The sequence below is a fragment of the Algicola sagamiensis DSM 14643 genome (assembly GCF_000374485.1).
In the GTDB taxonomy this organism is placed as follows: domain Bacteria; phylum Pseudomonadota; class Gammaproteobacteria; order Enterobacterales; family Alteromonadaceae; genus Algicola; species Algicola sagamiensis.
Map to the genome: position 1 here is coordinate 25629 of NZ_KB894505.1, position 18009 is coordinate 43637.

Genomic DNA, 18009 nt, shown 5'->3' on the forward strand with positions numbered 1-18009 from the left:
CTTCATAGTTGAATGAATATTGGGATTTTATATGCGGGTTCTTGTACTGACTTTTTATTATGAACCAGATTTATGTGCCGGTTCATTTCGCGCAACGGCGCTTGTGAACAAGCTGAAAGAACAGCTTCCCAAGGATGCAGAAATCGATATCGTGACGTCACAGCCAAATCGTTATCAGTCATTTGCACATCAGGTTGAAGCATTTGAAAAGCGTCAAAATATCAACATATGGCGTGTATCATTACCAAAACATAAGAGTGGCATGGTCGATCAGGTGATTGCATTTAACCACTTCTATCGTAAAGTGATGCAAATTACGCAACCACGAGAATACGACTTGATTTTTGCGACTTCCTCTCGTCTTTTTACCGCTTTTTTAGGCGCAAGAATCGCCGATAGAAAGAAAATTCCTTTGTATTTGGATATTCGGGATATTTTTGTAGATACCTTAAAAGATGTGCTCAATCGAAAGTTATTTTGGCTCCTTTTCCCATTCTTAAGGGGGATTGAACATTACACCTTTGGCCGAGCGACACGGATCAATTTAGTTTCTGAAGGGTTTCGCACTTACTTCAACCAGTATTTCCAGCATCGTCAATATGATGTATTTACAAATGGAATTGATGCGACATTTCTTCGGCGTCAAGATATTCAGGAAGCAGTATCACCTTCCGCAAAAAAGAAACTTCTTTATGCTGGAAATATTGGTGAAGGGCAGGGGCTTCACCGGATTATTCCACAGCTAGCACAGTTGATCAGAGAGCAGTTTGAGATTGTGATTATCGGAGATGGTGGGCGTGTTGTTCAGCTGAAAGAGGCGCTCGCTAAGTTGAATATTCAAAACGTCACATTACTTCCTCCTGTGAAGCAAGATGAACTCGTGGCCCACTACCAACAAGCGGATGTGTTGTTTCTTCATTTGAATGATCATGCCGCTTTTCAAAAAGTACTTCCGTCTAAAATCTTTGAATACGCAGCGATGGAAAAACCGATTTTGGCGGGTGTTTCAGGATATGCAGCGACTTTCATCGAGCGGTATGTCGAGAATGCTCAGTTATTTTCACCCTGTCAGCCGGAAGATGCCAAGCAGGCGCTGCAGAGATTAGATCTGCAAAGAACCGAGCGAAGACAGTTTATCCAACAGTTTAATCGCCAGACTATCACCACAGCAATGGCGCGTTCCATAATTGCAATTTGTCCGGCAAAGGAAGAACTATCATGAATGTTTTCTTGACAGGTAAAACGGGCTTTGTTGGCGAGCGCCTATTTCAGCACTGTTTAATGGATAACACAGTTGATGTTGTTTATACCCCTACAAGGGAGTTACAACGGTCGATGCATCACAAACATCATCCATTCGAATTTCATTCATTTGCGGAATCTGAAGGGTGGGACGAAGAATTGGCTCGCTGTGATGTTGTTGTTCATACTGCGGCACGTGTGCATGTGATGAACGAACATTATCGTGACCCATATCATGCATATTATGAAGTAAATACAGCGGGGACAGCCGCATTAGCAGCAGCTGCTGCAAAAGCAGGTGTGAAGCGATTTGTTTTTTTGAGCAGCATCAAAGTCCATGGAGAGGAAACCCCTTTCTCTCGACAATACCAAGAAACGGACCCTCTTTCTCCAATGGACGCTTATAGTCGATCCAAATGTGAAGCTGAAGAATCGCTCAAGAACATCAGTCAGGAAACAGACATGGAGGTTGTGATTATTCGTCCGCCTTTAGTTTATGGCCCTGGTGTGAAAGCAAATTTCTTGACCATGATGCGCTGGGTTGAAAGAGGCTTTCCTTTACCTTTTGGCTTGGCTGATAATCGAAGAAGCCTGATTGCATTGGATAACCTTGTTGATTTTATCGCAATTTGTATGAAACATCCCAAAGCAGCCAATGAGACGTATTTGGTTAGCGATGATGCTGATGTGTCAACGGCACAATTACTCAATTTTATTTCGCAAGCGATGGGGGGGAAGGGCTGGATCATTCCCGTACCAGTGTGGTTGATCCATGGTTGTCTGAGTTTATTCAAGCCGCAGTTGGCTGAGCGCTTGTTTGGTTCACTACAGCTGAGTTGTGAGAAAGCGAAGACAGAACTGGGATGGCATCCTGTGATTTCAGTAGAACACGCAATTGCACAGACTGTCCAATATTACCTGAATTCTAAAAATGATCTATTGACCACGGAGCTGACTGAAAAATGACGATCACGCCTATCATTTTCACCGTGTTTCTTTCGCTCGTTGCGACTTATTTTCTCCGAATGTATGCCATCAAACGCAATGTGATGGATATCCCCAACCAACGAAGCTCACATGATGTACCTACACCAAGAGGTGGTGGAGTTGCAATTGTCGTATGCTTCCTCTCGGTGCTTGTTTGGCTGATGGCGAATCAGGTCGTGAGTCTTTTCTGGAGTATTGGGTTATTGACGGCAGGGATGATGGTTGCGCTGATTGGGTTGATGGATGACCATGGGCATATTCCTGCACGATGGCGGCTGTGCGTCCATATGATCGCTGCTTCATTCGTGTTGTACTCACTCGGCGGTCTGCCTCCTCTAGAGATTGTGGGTTATCAGATTGATCTCGGTATACCTGGTAATTTACTCGCTGTACTTGCAATGACCTGGGTCGTGAATCTTTATAACTTCATGGATGGGATTGATGGGATTGCAGGTGTAGAGGCGATTACCGCAAACCTGATAGCCGGTTTAATCATGTTCTTTATCATTGACTCACCCGAGCTTGCTTATGTGAATTGGATCATGGCTGCCGCGGTTCTTGGATTCTTGTTTTGGAATTTTCCGCCTGCCAAGATCTTCATGGGTGATGCGGGGAGTGGCTTTCTTGGATTTGTGCTGGCAGCTTTTGCGGTGATTAGTGCACAAGTCAATCCAGATATGTTCTGGGTGTGGATGATCCTTTTGGGGGTCTTTATTGTTGATGCGACGGTGACGTTATTTCGCCGGGTGATCCGGGGGCAGAAGTTTTACGAGGCGCATCGTAGCCATGCTTATCAAAACATGTCCCGCTATTTCAGAAGCCACTTAAAAGTAACTGCTTGTGTCGCGGCGATTAATTTATTCTTCCTAGCACCATTTGCAATTTTCGTTGCACTTGGCGTTATTGATGGAATATTCGCGGTTATACTAACGTATACGCCGTTGATATGCTTAGCTTATTTTTTGGGGGCTGGATGCGATGAGAATTGATCACTGGAGGTGATATATTTGCTGTATGAACCATGGAATAACGGGCTCATTTTAGCTGAATGGACGCTACAATGAAATATTCAATATATTTATTTGATAAATCAAACGGATAAAATGTCTAGTTTCTAGAGGTTTGTTGTTGGTCAGCTGACGGACATTTCCAGATGTACTTGATTCAATACAAATACTCAGGAGCTATTATGACGTTCATTGAGACTCTGTTATCTTTACCAAGAGTCCACAAGCGCCTTATTTCGCTAGTGATCGATTGTGTTTCTCTGACATGCGCATACGTTTTTGCATTGTTTACTTATGTCGGAGATATCAATCAGGTATTATCCTTGTCAGCGCTTAGTGTTTTTTTACTTTCATTACCTGGAACACTCTTTGTTTTTATTCGGTTAGGTTTGTATCGTGCTGTTGTCCGTTACCTTGGCCAACAGGCTCTACTTGTCGTTGTAATTGGTGTGTTTTCATCGACAGGGCTTTTGTTTTTTTGTGCAAAATGGTCTGATTACTCCCTCCCATTCTCAGTATTGGTCACTTATACCCTTGTGTCTCTATTGACCATTGGTGGTATACGGATCCTCATGCGGTCAATTTTCCAAAAGCAACTCAGAAGGCAAAAAGAGCCTGTGCTCATTTATGGTGCTGGTTCAGCTGGTCGTCAGCTTGCATTAGCATTGAATAATGGTGATGAGTACTTTCCTCATGCATTTATTGATGATGATATCTCCTTGCAGAATACGACCATTGTAGGATTGCCTGTCTATGCACTGGATTCAATCCCTTGTGTTTTAAAGTCAGATAAAGTGTCCAAAATATTGCTTGCTATTCCAAGTGTTCCCCGTTCAAGAAGAAAGAAGATTATCGAGGAGTTAGAAAGGTTTAGTTTGCCGATTCAGACGATCCCCGGGTTTTCTGACATTATCAATGGCAAAATGAAAATTGATGAAATTCAAAATATTAAGATTGAAGAGCTGCTAGGCCGTGATGCAGTGGAGCCTCGTTCTGACTTAATGCAAGCCAATATCCACCACAAAGTTGTGATGGTCACAGGTGCTGGTGGATCGATTGGGTCAGAGCTATGTCGGAACATTATTCATCAACAGCCGAGAATGTTGATTTTATATGAGTTGAATGAATATTCTCTCTATGAAATTGAACAAGAATTGGCTGCACTCAGGACCGCTGTTGAAATTGTGCCAATCCTTGGCTCTGTACAAATTCAGGAAAGAGTTGAATCAGTGATGCGCTCTTACCATGTGAATACGGTCTATCATGCAGCAGCGTATAAACATGTGCCCATGGTGGAATACAATATTATCGAGGGAGTGAAAAATAACGTTTTTGGAACCTGGAACACAGCAGAGGCGGCCATTAATTCAGGTGTTGATACGTTCGTACTGATTTCAACAGATAAAGCCGTCAGGCCAACAAACATTATGGGTGCCACGAAACGAGTCTCTGAATTAGTTTTGCAAGCTTTAGCGTTGAGGCAAACAGAAACACGTTTCAGTATGGTTCGTTTTGGAAATGTATTGGGCTCATCTGGTTCCGTAGTGCCATTATTTCGTGAGCAAATTCGTAAGGGTGGCCCTGTGACGGTCACTCACCCAGAGATTATCCGTTATTTTATGACAATTCCAGAAGCATCCCAATTGGTGATCCAAGCAGGCGCAATGGGTAAAGGTGGGGATGTATTTGTATTAGATATGGGAGAACCCGTAAAAATCTCGGATCTGGCGAAGCGAATGGTCAACCTGATGGGGTTAGAAGTGAAAAGTGATGATAATCCCCATGGTGATATCGAAATCAAATATACAGGCTTGCGCCCGGGGGAAAAATTGTTTGAAGAACTGCTCATTGGTGAAAAAGTCAGTGGAACAGAACATCCACGGATCCTGACGGCAAAAGAAGCATGCATGAGCTGGTCTCAAGTCAGCTTTCTCTTGAGAAGACTCGAAGATGCGTGTGAACATTTTAACATTTCCAGGATCCAACAAATTCTTCAAGATGCACCTGCTGGATATACACCGATGGGAACAATTCGCGACCTCGTTTGGAACCAGAAAAATAACTCTTCGCAAGTGCTGCAACTGAGTCAGAAGAAGAAAAGGGTGCCATAACGCTAGGTACAGGCTAAAGAGATTTTGATTGTCAGTATTGACACGGTTAAAATGCACCACTGAATTCAATTTTGAGGATGGGTGGTGCGCTAGCTGCTTTTTGAAATTTTCATTCATTTCACGACTAGCATACACATTCTTTGCAACTAAATATTAGGTTTTTGAATGAGTTTATCCGTCATTATACTTGCTGCTGGGAAAGGGACGCGTATGAAGTCTTCTTTACCCAAGGTGCTTCATGCTGTTGCGCATAAACCCATGATCCAACACGTTATCGACACGGCAATTTCTTTGAAAGCCGATAAAATTCATGTTGTGTATGGTCATGGTGGTGAACAATTAATAGAACAATTGCAGCCACAATACCCGGATTTACAATGGATTCACCAAGAAGAACAGCTGGGAACTGGACACGCGGTTCAACAAGCAATGCCATTGATTCAACCGGAAGAGAATGTCTTGATCCTTTATGGAGATGTTCCTTTAGTGACACAGGACAGCCTGACAGCGCTCTTTACTGCATACCAGAAAAACAACGAATTTGCTTTAATGACGGCCACGTTCGCCGACCCCACAGGTTATGGGAGAATTGTGCGCCAAAATGGCGATGTTCAGGCAATCGTCGAACAAAAAGATGCTTCACAAGAAGTCCTTGCTATACAAGAAATCAACACGGGTGTTATGTTGGTTCAAGGAAAGAAGCTTCTCAATTGGCTCTCAGAACTAAGGGCAGAAAATGCCCAAAAAGAATATTACTTGACGGATATCGTTGCAATGGCAGTACAAGAAGGTTGCAACATCCAAACTTCAGAACCCCATCAGGTGTGTGAGATTATGGGGGCAAATGACAAAATTCAATTGGCCCAACTGGAGCAGGACTACCAACGTCGATTAGTACAAGAGCTCATGAGCAATGGTGCTTCTGTCCGCGACCCCCAACGGGTAGACATTCGTGGTGAAGTCACGATTGGACAAGATGTTGAGATTGATGTGAATGTGATCTTGGAAGGACGTGTTCACCTTGGTGATCATGTCAAAATTGGTGCGAACTGTATTTTGAAGGATTGTGAAATTGGAGAGGGGACCGAAATTCACCCATTTTCGATGATCGATAGCTCGATAGTTCATCAATATTGCCAAATTGGCCCATACGCACGCTTAAGGCCTGAGACGACCTTACAGGATAAAGCCAAAGTCGGGAACTTTGTTGAAGTGAAGAAGTCCACACTCGGCACCGGCGCAAAAGCGAACCATCTAGCTTATATTGGTGACGCTGAAGTCGGCGAGAAGGTCAATATTGGGGCTGGCACAATTACATGCAATTATGACGGTGCGAATAAATCCAAAACAGTTATTGAAGCAGGCGCATTTATTGGTTCAAATTCCTCTTTAGTTGCCCCTGTATCTATCGGTAAAAATGCAACGGTTGGCGCTGGGTCAACAGTAACAAAATCGGTTGGTGATGAAGAGCTTGTGATTGCGCGTGGAAAACAGCGCCATATACAAAATTGGCAAAGACCAGTGAAGAAAAAAGGATAAGCATATGTGTGGCATTGTTGGTGCGGTAGCACAAAGAGATGTAAAAGATATTTTGCTTGAGGGTTTGAGACGCCTTGAGTATCGCGGATATGACTCAGCAGGCATTGCTGTGGTTGATAAAAAAGGTGAGTTAAACCGGATCCGCAAAGTCGGAAATGTTGCTGAACTCAGAGATGCTTGCCAGGGACAAGATTTATCGGGTGCTACCGGGATTGCACACACACGTTGGGCAACGCATGGTGGGGTGACAGAGCAAAATGCACATCCACATGTTTCTGAAGGGAAGCTTGTGATTGTTCATAATGGTATTATTGAAAACCATGCGGAGCTTCGCCAATTACTTGAAAGCAAAGGATATACCTTCACTTCGGATACTGATACGGAAGTCATGTTGCATCAAATACATGAAGATCTGAAACAAACGGGTGACCTACTCAAGGCAGTTCAAACAACAGTGAAGAAACTTCATGGTGCTTATGGTACTGTTGTCTATGAAGTGAATAACCCAGAGCGTTTAATTGTCGCCCGTTCAGGCAGTCCATTAGTCATTGGATTGGGAATTGGTGAAAACTTCGTTGCATCAGATCAATTCTCTCTTCAACCAGTGACAAACCGCTTCCAGTATTTGGAAGAAGGCGATATTGCAGAGTTAACGCGTGAACAAGTACGTGTTTTTGATCCAACTGGAAAAGAAGTTGAGCGTGACCAGTTTGAGTCTGATATCAGCCATGAAAGCGATGGCAAAGGTGAATATCGCCATCATATGCTCAAAGAGATTCACGAACAGCCAACAGCAATCCGCAATACGTTACAAGACCGTATCTTAGAGCTTACGATTGTTGATAGTGTATTTGGTGAAGATGCGTCAGCGCTATTGAAAAAAGTAGAGCATGTGCAGATTGTTGCTTGTGGAACCAGCTATCATTCTGGTCTTGTTGCGAGGTATTGGTTGGAGCAGTATGCGAATGTGTCTTGTAGTGTTGAGATTGCATCAGAGATCCGTTATCGCAAATCCTTTGTCCATAAAAATGCATTGTTTGTCACGATTTCTCAATCCGGAGAAACAGCGGATACGCTTGCAGCACTGCGCTTGGCGAAGTCGCAAGGTTATATGACGTCTTTGGCGATATGTAATGTTCCGAATTCTTCCTTGGTTCGCGAATCTGATCTCTGCTTTATGACCAAAGCCGGTGCGGAAATTGGTGTTGCTTCGACCAAAGCATTCACAACCCAGTTGGTTGGTTTATTGATGTTGGTGGCTGCACTTGGCCAAAGCAAAGGGATTGCGGCGAATGTCATCAAGCAAATCACAAATGCACTTCATAGCTTACCAAGCAAAATCGAAGAATCATTGGCACTGAGTGACGAAATCGAAAAACTGGCAGAAGAATTTGCAGATAAACAGCATAGCCTGTTTCTTGGGCGCGGAGAACAATACCCGATAGCAATGGAAGGTGCGTTGAAGCTTAAAGAGATCTCGTATATCCACGCAGAAGCATATGCGGCTGGTGAATTAAAACATGGCCCATTAGCACTCATTGATGCAGATATGCCAATCATCGTCGTTGCGCCAAACAACGAGTTGTTGGAAAAACTAAAATCAAACGTAGAAGAAGTCCGCGCGAGAGGCGGAATCTTGTATGTGTTTGCAGACAAGCACGCCCAGTTTGAGTCAGATGAAACAATGCGCGTCATTGATGTCCCCAACACAGATGACATCATAGCCCCAATTGTTTACACAATCCCACTTCAACTCCTGTCTTACTACGTCGCTATCATCAAAGGAACAGATGTCGATCAGCCACGTAACTTAGCGAAGTCAGTGACGGTGGAGTAGGTAAAAGCTGAATAAATGCATTGATGTGGGAGAGGAATAAAATTCTCTTCCTCATTTTCTCATCATTATTTTATGAAAGTTTCCGCTATCGAATAAATAGTCATGTTACAAATGGTATTTTGATGTTTCGGCCCAAATTGTTCATGGCGATAACCGCTTATAACCTGAGTGACGACGACCAGTTTGAGTTCGTGTGCCACAAGCATCGGATATTGCAAAAAAACTTGTCTATACCATAATAACCTCATGGAAATTCATGAGTTTTTTGTTTTTTCATGAAAGTGAATCAGGATATCTAATAATAAGAAGGGAATATTTCTCATGGCATGAAATAAATATTCCCTGATACACCGAAGGGTGATCCGATGAATAACTTACGAAAACAACAGGAAGTCAACTGGAGTAGATTCAAGAAAATTGGGATTGCATTCCCACTGCTTACACTCTCTCAATACGCTTTTTCCACCCCGATAACCCTCCCAGAAGTACCCACAATGATCAATATACAGCATACGGCTGTCGCTGGTGATAGTCTCACGAAAGCATTTGGCGCAAACTGCGAGGCGAATACATCATGGTTGGATTTACTGTGTCTCTTAAAAGCTGATCAGCCTCACCATTCATGGTTTGATGGCGAAAGTCAGCGTGTAAACAGTATTCATGACCGCTTTAAATCACAAGACAGTTCGATTACTGCTTATCGAGGTGCAGCCACGACAGGTGCAGAACTGACGGGAATACGTGAAGATGGAGAGGAGCCAAGCTTTGCAGCACAGGCAATGATGATTGTATCGCAAAGTCTAAAACCAAATCATGTTGAAGTCTTGTTTGGTGGGAATGATTTATGTAGTCGTGATTGTATCGACCCCGCCCATTGTGATGATCCGCTTTATACAGAAGATGAATGGCGAGATGCTTTGAGAAATGGCTTAAACACTTTAGTTTCGCATTTACCTCAGGGGGCCAGCATTCTTTTAGGAAGTGTCCCACGTGTACAAGATATCCGCCAGGCAGGGTTAGATAAACAAGCGGATAATCATCGTGTGAACTGCGAGTCTATATGGCAGACATTTAATGTTTGTCGAATAGTAACCCAGTCCACGCCTCTCAATGGTGAGTCACTGACCTATCGCCATCAGGCTATCGCAGAAATGCAGCAGCGCTATAACGAGATCTTGGTTGAAGAAGCACGTGCTTACAACGAAAATTCGAATGGCTTGAATCCTACGGGTGTTGAAGTGATTGCTGAATATGTTGATGAACAGACTCCCTCAGGTGGGACTTTCTCATTTGGTGGAGAACATATTAATGGTGGTGACTGTTTTCATCCAAATCTAAATACGCAAAACATCATTGCTGACTTTATGTGGCATGCGAATCCACACTAGGCGCTTTGGAAAGCTCTTTCTGACAAAATTGTGAGAAAGAGCGACTGATAAGGAAAACCAGATGAGAATCGTGAATTATCTTTTTTTGTTAGGTATTCAATGCATGTTTGTTCCTTTATTGTTGGCTCAATCAAAACCAAATATTGATCGAAAGGTGGCGCTGGCTGGGAACGAAGCGATTTATCTATCAGAGCTTGACTTACCACTCACGTTAAAGCTCTATGATCTTGATTGGCAGGCTTATGAAATGAGGTACGCAGCATTAGCACGTCTGTTGGAGGAAAGGAAAAAAAGCAATATTCAAATTCTACTCAAGCCACCACAACCTCCCAGGATACAGCTACCTTCACGAAGACAACCCGCAATTGGTAACAAATCTGCGCCGGTACATCTGTCTATTTTTTGTAGTTATGTTTCCGCGCCATGTGCCAGACTTCAACCTGTCTTATCCTCATTAAAAGAACGATTTGGGTCGTTACTTCGATTTGTGTTTTATGATCGACCGATGCCTTTTCATCGCCATGGAAAGCTTGTTGCAATTGCCGCTCGGTGTGCGCATTCACAAGGTAAATTACAGGATTTTCAACACGCATTATTTGCACAGTTTTCACAGATGGATCAACTGCGAATATTAAGCATTGCAAGACAGCTCAATCTTGAGATCAAATCTTTCCAATCTTGTATGCAAAAGAAAAAATTTGAGCCTGAAGTGATGAAGGATATAAAACTTGCGCAGAATCTTGGATTAGGTAATGTACCTGTTGTATTTATTAACGGACTTTATATCAAAGGTCCACAACAAGTGGAAAATTATGCTGGGTATATCGACTCCGAATTGCTCAAACAAAATATACAGCATGAAGAGATGCAAAGAAGAGACGCTGTTGTATACAAAGAGCAAGCCAAACAACCGCTGATAGGCTCCAATCAACGGCCAATTTCTCGGCGTTGGCTTTCAACACAATTAGTGCATCAAGTTGAACTGGCATCTCAATTTGTGGCGGCAACCCATCAAATCGAAGGTGTTCGATTGTTAAAGTTGAAAAATGTTGAAGCAACACCTTTTTTTCAGGAACTCGGCCTGAAAAGCGATGATGTTGTGCTGCGTGTGAACGGACAATGGGTGCATGAGGAGCATAACCCGCTTTGGTCAGTATTGGAGATGGAAAGCAATGTGTCACTTGAGCTGATGCGGCAAGGGTTACCAGTGAAGTATGATTTCAAAATCCAATAACTGAATGAAGTGCAAGGCAGGAAACCCTGCCTTGATTTCATTACATTTCAAATAGGAAGTAATAGCCATAACCACAAATAAAGGCGGGAATAGCAGAGTACAGGGTTGCAACCATTGCCGCCTTTGGTGCAAGCGCGATTGCTGGGAAGAGTGCGTCACCGTCATTGCTGATTGAGTTCGATATCTGAGCTGAAAATGGAACAACACCCTGTAGATACATGCCTGTGACCAGAATTTGAGGGCCACACCCAGGTAGTAAGCCTATTAGTAATCCAAATAGGGGCATGAATGGGCCGTAGGATTGAAACATTGAACCCAGGTCAAGGTTGAACCACAAGACAGAAAGTTCAAATAATAGAAATGCAGCAATGACCCAAGCTGTGACAAAGTTTGTATCACTGGCAACTTTGTTGATCCACTTCATATCTTGCGTTGCAGGATCTTCAGATGTTACTTCTTGATAATTCGTACCCGTTGAAGAGAGGGCCCAAATGACTAAAACAATCATTGCAGAAGTGGCACCAAAAAGAGTCACTGTATTTTGAGACAGTCCCAATAATACTTCAGGGTCAATCTGGAAGGCGCCGTACACAGCCAGTGTGAGTGCAGGGAAAAAAGCAAACATCCAAAATAGGCTTGCAGCTTTATTCATCAGACTTGGCGTAGAATCTTCATCACAAGTTGCTTGTGCTTGATACTCTGGTGCAAGGTAGTGACGATCATGAATGCGATTGACGACAGCACCAGAGAGTACACCGACAACCATGCCCATTGCGATGATCTGTAATCCTGAAATCGGCTCTTGTGCAAGCAGTACAAAAGCTGCATCACCCATTGTTGCAGTTAATACAGCAACGACGGCACCAAAGCTGACCTGACGTTTCGTGTATTGTGTGACAATGATGATGGCACCACCACAACCCGGTAAGGCACCGAGGAGTGCAGCATAACAAAGCTCAACCCATGGGCGTTTGGATATCCATTCACCGGCGAGCTGCTGTGGGAAAAAACTTTTTAAGCCATAATAAAAGGCAAGTGTTGCAGCAACAAATGCAGAGACTTGCAGAAAAGCATCCGCAAGGACATGTGTTGTCATTTCTCGTGTTTCTGGCCAAACCAGTAAACAGAACACAAATGCTGGAAGAAAAAACCGACGATATCGGAATTGAATAAAACGCCCAAAATCAGGCATTGGGAACGTCTGTTGTCGAAGCATTTTAAAATTCATTCGGTATCACCGCTTAATTAAAATTCATTACCAACAAATATAAATGATAATTATTATCATTAGAATGGTAAGAGCATCGAATTTACGGAAAATAGATCTATCAACTTGTTCAATTTTATCGATTACGTATTGCGATCATACAACTCTAGTATCAAAAATAATGATTCATTCGCCATGTATTGAAAATGAAATTGTGTTGGATTATTTGTGCATTAAATTGATTTTCAATAAGATTTCTGGACAAATGAGTTTGACCTGTGGTTTGATGGTATACCCTGAAATCTTAATCGTAGCGACGTAGAACAGATCTGCTACGAAAGTATGAAGAATACGCATACATGGATTACATCATTCAGCATATCCGTGAAATTCGCCTCATGCTCATTGGTGTTGGGCTTGTGAGTGTAATTGCCGTCATGCGCTTCCATTTTCGTCAAATTCAAGCCAGGCAACATCGTTGTCAGCACAAAAGCACTCAGCAAGAAAGAAGTCGAGAAAATGATTGCGTTCTATCTTTTAGTGCGGACCACTTACAGGAAAAACTTTTACCACAGGTGGAAAGGCAGTCGAAATCGCTTGCACAGCAAGAGTTACTATTGATGTTGTGTGAAGTTTTGTCCGGATATGATGCCCTGCATAAATCCAATGCGCTTCAAGAACAAAGAGATGCAGTACTGAAAGCCGCAAAGGAATATGGCATCATTGACGATTTAGATGTTGATCTTCATTAGCTCAGCAAAAGAAATGGTAGCGAACAATATCTGAGGGGACATGACTTGGATGCGACATTTATTGGTTTTACGACCATTGTAGGTCAAAGCCTGTATACAGTGATCAGTGTCATTTTACTTTGGGTAGCTTTTGCTTTTTTCTCTCCCTCTGATCAGGCCAAATATATTCCCTGCCTTGCAGCAGTTGCATGCAATTATGTTTTTACATCTTTGCAGGAGGCGCTATTTCTCATGGTGCAAGGGAGTATGGTTTTTTATGATATGGCTGCGATTTTGACCGGATTGATGGCTATCTCCAGCCTGTACTTTTTTAAAGCGTTACAGAAACGCCAAATACACACTTGGTTTGATGGTTTGTTTTATGGTTTGCAGTGGTTGTCCATTAGCTTAGTTTTGATCCTCCACGTGAATTCCATTTATCTCGAACGGTATTTTACTTCCTTACTCCCAATGTATAATTTTCTCGTCTATGTCATGAATATTCTTTTAATGCTGGCTGCAATATTTGTTGTTTGTGGCGGTGTCACGAATCGTAAAGAAATGAGCCAAGGAGCAGCCGTTTATCATGAAATATAAAAAATGCACTAACTATCATGAGTCTGTATAACTTTGTATTTGATTATCATTCGCCAAACTCCTGGCTTGATGCGCTTTACATATTGAGTGCATATGGAGGCGTCATCTTGTGTATGATTTGTTTGTATATACATGCATTTGTCGTCGGTCGTCAGAGATGCTCTTTTCCAACATTACTTGCACTGGTCATCTATTCGCTCTTTTCTATGCATCTAGATGACGGAATCAAAGGTGTTGAAGGGCTTTATTCATTATATTTTTTGAGTCATCTTACACTCGTTTTTTTTCTATTTACATTAATGGTCATGTTTCGTTATTGGCAAAGAATTTATACATTAATTCGATACGACTGGTATCTGTTGACCATTGCAGGGACTAAGTTATTTGCTGTTGGCAGTATGCAAGGCTTACTTCATTGGGGAATACAGTTTCAATCGATGACGACACTATATGCCGTTTGGATGCTTCTTTGCCATCTTATACTTTGTGTGTTGAGCCTATATTTATTATTGCTTGGTTATCGGGAGCGTGCATATGAACTACATTCAGTTTCTCATTGATCCCTTCGCTACTCCTTTTTTATTGCTGACAAGTCTTGGGGTTATTCCTGTACTGGTTCTATTTTATTTGGATACCCGCCATAGTAAAAAAGAAGAAGGTATATCTAAGCCTCCGGAATGTGCTTCGTCTATTTATGATGGACCTTATGTGGAAGTTAGGGCTTTTATCGTTGGGCGTATTGTTGCAAAAATTCTTCTAGAGTCAAAAGCACTGGAAGCCAGTCGATCGATGCCAGGTTGTTTAGACGATAATTTGACAAGGAAAGAGCAGGAGTGGCTTCTTCGACGCAAAATTGCGTTGGAAAAAGCCAAGAAAGTCGGATTGTTATAGGGTGTGAAGTATCACACCCTTTCAGGTTAGATTTTTAAAACACGATCCAAGCCATGCTGAGCAATAGGATGATAGCCAAGGCGCGACTTTCGATAGATTTCAAGAGCTAGTTCTCGTTGCCCGTATTGATTCAGTAATTTGTATAAAGGCACAATAAATCGCATACGACCAATACGTTGCATATATGTCGCCAGAGATGTATTCGCCTGCGTGTATTGTAACGGTATGGTTCTTGAAAACCATGCCCAGGCAATTTCTGCATTTTGTGTGGTCGTGAACTGATATCGATTATCAAGCTGTTTCACTTGCTCTAAAGTCAGTGTTTCTGGCAGGTTTTCAATAAAGTACAGCCATTCATGAACACTCCAGTGGTTACTTTTTATCTGAGACGTTGTGATCTTTTGCGCTACCCAGTGATCGATCTGTTCCTGTACTTTCGTAAATGCAGGTGATGTGACATCCGGTGTTGTTTCAGGAAGTCCTTGGCCATATACCCATTCATGAAGTTCTTTTTCTGTCATTCGGCCAGGGTACTTATCGAGTAACTGAGTCTGAATATATTGAGTGAAATGTTCACTCGTCATTGTTTGAAATTGATAGGTTTGAAAATAATTTTTAAGAAATATATCGAATGTTTTTCTTCCAAATTGCTGTTCTAAATAAGTGAGGAATAGCTGTCCCTTGCCATAAGGAATGGCACCAAAACTGTCATCAGGATCCTTATTTTGCGTGTTTACTTTCAATGACGTTTTTTCTAAAGGAATATCTTGGATGCTTTTTCGAACCCAGTCAGAAACGAGTGCCAGCTCCATTTGTGCACGTGCTGGTCCAAATACAGCTTCCATAATGCGATTCTCAACGTAAGAAGTGAATCCTTCGTTGAGCCATAGATCAGCCCATGTTGCATTGGTGACTAAGTTTCCTGACCAAGAGTGTGCCAGCTCGTGTGCGATAAGATTAACTAAGCTTTTATCCCCTGCAATGACGGTTGGTGTAATGAATGACAGGCGTGGGTTTTCCATACCACCAAAGGGAAAACTAGGTGGTAAAATAAGTAGATCATATCTCCCCCAGGCATATGGACCGTAGAGTGTTTCCGCTTCATCGATCATGATTTGTGTATCGGAAAATTCCGCAACTGCTGCAGCGAGTGTTTCTTTTTCAGCATAGATGCCAGTCTGCTGACTCATTGCTTTAAAATGAAGATTACCAACACCTATTGCAATGAGATAGGGAGGAATCGGTTGGGGCATATGGAACATATAGTCCCCATCTTTTTCCGCATTTTGAGTGTTATCTGCACTCATGACTGCACGTAAGTCTGCTGGAGTATGAATGCGTGCAGTATAGGTCAGGCGCATCCCAGGCGTGTCTTGGATGGGGATCCAACTGCGACCATGGATTGCTTGCGACTGGCTGAATAAAAAAGGGTATTTCTTTCCTGCTGTTTGTGCAGGTGTGAGCCACTGCAAACCCGTTGCTTCTGGAGATGTTTGGTAATAAATACGAACACGCTCAGGTTGTTTTGGTAATGAAATCGTGAGCTTTTGCCCAAAAACTGGGTCGGAGGCACCAAGATGGTATGTTGTGCGATACCAGCTTTTATTCTGGCCTTGATACAGGATTTTTTTAATGGAGAGTTGCTTCGTATCCAGAATCAGGCTTTGTGCTTTTGGGTTGTGCCACACGAGGCGATGCTCAGCAAATCCTGCCAATGTTTTCTTTTGAAAATCGACGGATAGGTCGAGATATAAATGTTGAGTACTCACCTGATCAAGTACAGCAAAGGAGTGGGGATCTCTGCTATTTGTAGCATTTGATGTGCCAACCATCAGGAAGGTTATCAGCGTGAAAATGATTCTCATAGCATACTCGTATTTTTAGGAATTTTATGGATACTACAGCGCTGTTTGTAGACAAACAACAGACTTAAACGCACGAAAGAGAGATTGGTCGCAGAGGAATTTAGACATAATTGAATTTCAGCCTAGGCTAAATAACAAGGGTATGTTGATGTCTATGCATCCGAGAAGATTAACTGAAATATTTCTATGAACCAGAAAATATCATCACATCATCAGCTTGCAGTATTGTATCGTTTGGAGCCTGGCTGTTTGGGGCCAAATGGTGTCGAAACTATCGAGGCATTTTGTGCATATGCAAACAAGAATTTTCAGTCCAAATATTGTCGTTTTATGGCACTCAATATTGTGCCAAGATTTGATAAAAACTTGCCAGAAATTGAATATGAAATGAATGGAAAGAAACTGAATCGTATTCAAGCGAATAAATATTTAAGTCGATTTGAGCATGATCTCGATGGCTTGGAAGAGGACTTACAGGAAGTCCTCGCGCATTTAATTGATGATTATCTAGCTGCTCAGTAGTACCCAGTCGATCACAATAAAAAGTCCCCTAATGTTGGACGTTGTAACCAGTTATTTACTGACCAAGTTGAGTGCTGTTCCGTCACATGCATTGTAAATGCCTGCCTTGAACACGCTGAGCGATTGGAACTGCTAAAGTGAGGCATATGACCATCGAATAATACAAGGCTTCCTGCCTTGACTGGAACAGCCTGTGCTTGTTCCAGAGTTGGCCAAGTCATTTCATTGAGCGTTGTATGCTCACCATGTCCTGTTTCATGATCCACTTCAAATCGGCGACGAAGCGGTGTTTGATGGCCTTCTGGTTGCACCCAGAGACAACCATTCTCAGGTGTCGCATCCTCCAAAGCAACCCAAAGGCCAATAATACGGCTGGGTGAATCGATGAGATAAGTCGCGTCTTGGTGCCAACAAACCTCTTCTCCAATACCAGGTTGCTTGAATATATACATGGTTTGCTTGAGTATTGGCTGTTGGTAACCAATATCTCGTAAAATATTTCCAAAAACTGGCTGCGAGCAAAACTCACGAAAAGCAGGGATCAGATCATGCATTGCATGCCCAATTTTATTGATGCATAAATGTTTTGGCTTAAGCAGATTTCCATCTTCATCCAAAGCTTCCGCTTCTAAAAAGCAATGAACCCGCTGCGCTGAATCCATAAAATATTGATCGCGACCACGATCGTTATCTTTCGTTGTGAAGATCGTTTTATGATGATCAATATTAAAATCGGCAATAACTTCTTGGGCTGCTGCCTTTAAGCTTTCCAGCTGTTGTGAATGGAAAAGCTCAGGTAAAACGAGAAAGCCTTGCTGATGAAAATGTTGTATTTGGTGCTTATCCAACAT

Annotated in this window: 16 protein-coding genes; 13 read left to right on the plus strand and 3 right to left on the minus strand. The window is 42.5% G+C overall.

Annotated elements, in window-relative coordinates:
• Window positions 1-31: 31 nt before the first annotated feature.
• From C505_RS0117550 to C505_RS0117590, 8 genes are all read left to right on the plus strand, one after another.
• Complete coding sequence (locus tag C505_RS0117550) at window positions 32-1222, plus strand: glycosyltransferase family 4 protein (RefSeq protein WP_018693942.1); 1191 nt, start codon at window positions 32-34, stop codon at window positions 1220-1222.
• Entirely contained in the window at window positions 1219-2208 is a 990-nt protein-coding gene (locus tag C505_RS0117555; RefSeq protein ID WP_018693943.1) for an NAD-dependent epimerase/dehydratase family protein, read from the plus strand. Before C505_RS0117550 ends, C505_RS0117555 begins: the two co-directional genes overlap by 4 nt.
• Window positions 2205-3218, plus strand: a complete 1014-nt coding sequence (locus tag C505_RS0117560; protein ID WP_018693944.1) for an MraY family glycosyltransferase — start codon at window positions 2205-2207, stop codon at window positions 3216-3218. The genes C505_RS0117555 and C505_RS0117560 overlap by 4 nt, the downstream gene beginning before the upstream one ends.
• A gap of 200 nt (window positions 3219-3418) precedes the next feature.
• Complete coding sequence (locus tag C505_RS0117565; protein ID WP_018693945.1) at window positions 3419-5347, plus strand: polysaccharide biosynthesis protein; 1929 nt, start codon at window positions 3419-3421, stop codon at window positions 5345-5347.
• A gap of 165 nt (window positions 5348-5512) precedes the next feature.
• The gene (gene glmU, locus C505_RS0117570; protein ID WP_018693946.1) at window positions 5513-6886 is read left to right on the plus strand and encodes a bifunctional UDP-N-acetylglucosamine diphosphorylase/glucosamine-1-phosphate N-acetyltransferase GlmU; all 1374 of its coding nucleotides are present in this window, start codon (window positions 5513-5515) and stop codon (window positions 6884-6886) included.
• A 4-nt stretch (window positions 6887-6890) separates the two neighbouring features.
• A complete protein-coding gene (gene glmS, locus C505_RS0117575; protein WP_018693947.1) occupies window positions 6891-8723 on the plus strand; it encodes a glutamine--fructose-6-phosphate transaminase (isomerizing) in 1833 nt (610 codons plus the stop codon).
• A gap of 365 nt (window positions 8724-9088) precedes the next feature.
• Entirely contained in the window at window positions 9089-10111 is a 1023-nt protein-coding gene (locus C505_RS0117585; protein ID WP_018693949.1) for an SGNH/GDSL hydrolase family protein, read from the plus strand.
• Between the two features lie 103 nt (window positions 10112-10214).
• The gene (locus tag C505_RS0117590; RefSeq protein WP_169337066.1) at window positions 10215-11345 is read left to right on the plus strand and encodes a thioredoxin domain-containing protein; all 1131 of its coding nucleotides are present in this window, start codon (window positions 10215-10217) and stop codon (window positions 11343-11345) included.
• A 40-nt stretch (window positions 11346-11385) separates the two neighbouring features.
• On the opposite strand, the gene C505_RS0117595 is transcribed toward C505_RS0117590, so the two are convergent.
• On the minus strand, window positions 11386-12573 hold the full coding sequence (locus C505_RS0117595; RefSeq protein ID WP_245556375.1) for a putative manganese transporter: 1188 nt from the start codon (window positions 12571-12573) through the stop codon (window positions 11386-11388).
• Window positions 12574-12911: 338 nt separating this feature from the next.
• Here C505_RS0117595 and C505_RS0117600 point away from each other — a divergent pair, with 338 nt between their 5' ends.
• From C505_RS0117600 to C505_RS0117615, 4 genes are all read left to right on the plus strand, one after another.
• Window positions 12912-13304, plus strand: a complete 393-nt coding sequence (locus tag C505_RS0117600; protein WP_018693952.1) for a hypothetical protein — start codon at window positions 12912-12914, stop codon at window positions 13302-13304.
• A 45-nt stretch (window positions 13305-13349) separates the two neighbouring features.
• The gene (locus C505_RS0117605) at window positions 13350-13880 is read left to right on the plus strand and encodes a hypothetical protein (protein WP_018693953.1); all 531 of its coding nucleotides are present in this window, start codon (window positions 13350-13352) and stop codon (window positions 13878-13880) included.
• Window positions 13881-13993: 113 nt separating this feature from the next.
• Window positions 13994-14440 (plus strand): hypothetical protein, encoded by a 447-nt coding sequence (locus tag C505_RS0117610; RefSeq protein WP_157369183.1) that lies wholly within the window; start codon window positions 13994-13996, stop codon window positions 14438-14440.
• The gene (locus tag C505_RS0117615; protein WP_018693955.1) at window positions 14415-14771 is read left to right on the plus strand and encodes a hypothetical protein; all 357 of its coding nucleotides are present in this window, start codon (window positions 14415-14417) and stop codon (window positions 14769-14771) included. Before C505_RS0117610 ends, C505_RS0117615 begins: the two co-directional genes overlap by 26 nt.
• A gap of 26 nt (window positions 14772-14797) precedes the next feature.
• Here C505_RS0117615 and C505_RS0117620 read toward each other — a convergent pair whose 3' ends face one another.
• Window positions 14798-16636: a M1 family metallopeptidase gene (locus tag C505_RS0117620; protein ID WP_026318065.1), complete on the minus strand. Its 1839-nt coding sequence runs from the start codon at window positions 16634-16636 to the stop codon at window positions 14798-14800.
• Between the two features lie 186 nt (window positions 16637-16822).
• Between C505_RS0117620 and C505_RS0117625 the strand changes: the two genes are divergently transcribed.
• On the plus strand, window positions 16823-17158 hold the full coding sequence (locus C505_RS0117625) for a hypothetical protein (protein WP_018693957.1): 336 nt from the start codon (window positions 16823-16825) through the stop codon (window positions 17156-17158).
• A gap of 11 nt (window positions 17159-17169) precedes the next feature.
• Here C505_RS0117625 and C505_RS0117630 read toward each other — a convergent pair whose 3' ends face one another.
• The gene (locus C505_RS0117630; protein WP_018693958.1) at window positions 17170-18009 is read right to left on the minus strand and encodes a phytanoyl-CoA dioxygenase family protein; all 840 of its coding nucleotides are present in this window, start codon (window positions 18007-18009) and stop codon (window positions 17170-17172) included.

What these genes read in the sequence shown, in the direction of transcription:
- C505_RS0117550 (WP_018693942.1), top strand. Translation starts at nt 32, where the DNA reads ATGCGGGTTCTTGTACTGACTTTTTATTATGAACCAGATTTATGTGCC.
- C505_RS0117555 (WP_018693943.1), top strand. Translation starts at nt 1,219, where the DNA reads ATGAATGTTTTCTTGACAGGTAAAACGGGCTTTGTTGGCGAGCGCCTA.
- C505_RS0117560 (WP_018693944.1), top strand. Translation starts at nt 2,205, where the DNA reads ATGACGATCACGCCTATCATTTTCACCGTGTTTCTTTCGCTCGTTGCG.
- C505_RS0117565 (WP_018693945.1), top strand. Translation starts at nt 3,419, where the DNA reads ATGACGTTCATTGAGACTCTGTTATCTTTACCAAGAGTCCACAAGCGC.
- glmU (WP_018693946.1), top strand. Translation starts at nt 5,513, where the DNA reads ATGAGTTTATCCGTCATTATACTTGCTGCTGGGAAAGGGACGCGTATG.
- glmS (WP_018693947.1), top strand. Translation starts at nt 6,891, where the DNA reads ATGTGTGGCATTGTTGGTGCGGTAGCACAAAGAGATGTAAAAGATATT.
- C505_RS0117585 (WP_018693949.1), top strand. Translation starts at nt 9,089, where the DNA reads ATGAATAACTTACGAAAACAACAGGAAGTCAACTGGAGTAGATTCAAG.
- C505_RS0117590 (WP_169337066.1), top strand. Translation starts at nt 10,215, where the DNA reads ATGTTTGTTCCTTTATTGTTGGCTCAATCAAAACCAAATATTGATCGA.
- C505_RS0117595 (WP_245556375.1), bottom strand. Translation starts at nt 12,573, where the DNA reads ATGAATTTTAAAATGCTTCGACAACAGACGTTCCCAATGCCTGATTTT.
- C505_RS0117600 (WP_018693952.1), top strand. Translation starts at nt 12,912, where the DNA reads ATGGATTACATCATTCAGCATATCCGTGAAATTCGCCTCATGCTCATT.
- C505_RS0117610 (WP_157369183.1), top strand. Translation starts at nt 13,994, where the DNA reads ATGATTTGTTTGTATATACATGCATTTGTCGTCGGTCGTCAGAGATGC.
- C505_RS0117615 (WP_018693955.1), top strand. Translation starts at nt 14,415, where the DNA reads ATGAACTACATTCAGTTTCTCATTGATCCCTTCGCTACTCCTTTTTTA.
- C505_RS0117620 (WP_026318065.1), bottom strand. Translation starts at nt 16,636, where the DNA reads ATGAGAATCATTTTCACGCTGATAACCTTCCTGATGGTTGGCACATCA.
- C505_RS0117625 (WP_018693957.1), top strand. Translation starts at nt 16,823, where the DNA reads ATGAACCAGAAAATATCATCACATCATCAGCTTGCAGTATTGTATCGT.
- C505_RS0117630 (WP_018693958.1), bottom strand. Translation starts at nt 18,009, where the DNA reads ATGTTGGATAAGCACCAAATACAACATTTTCATCAGCAAGGCTTTCTC.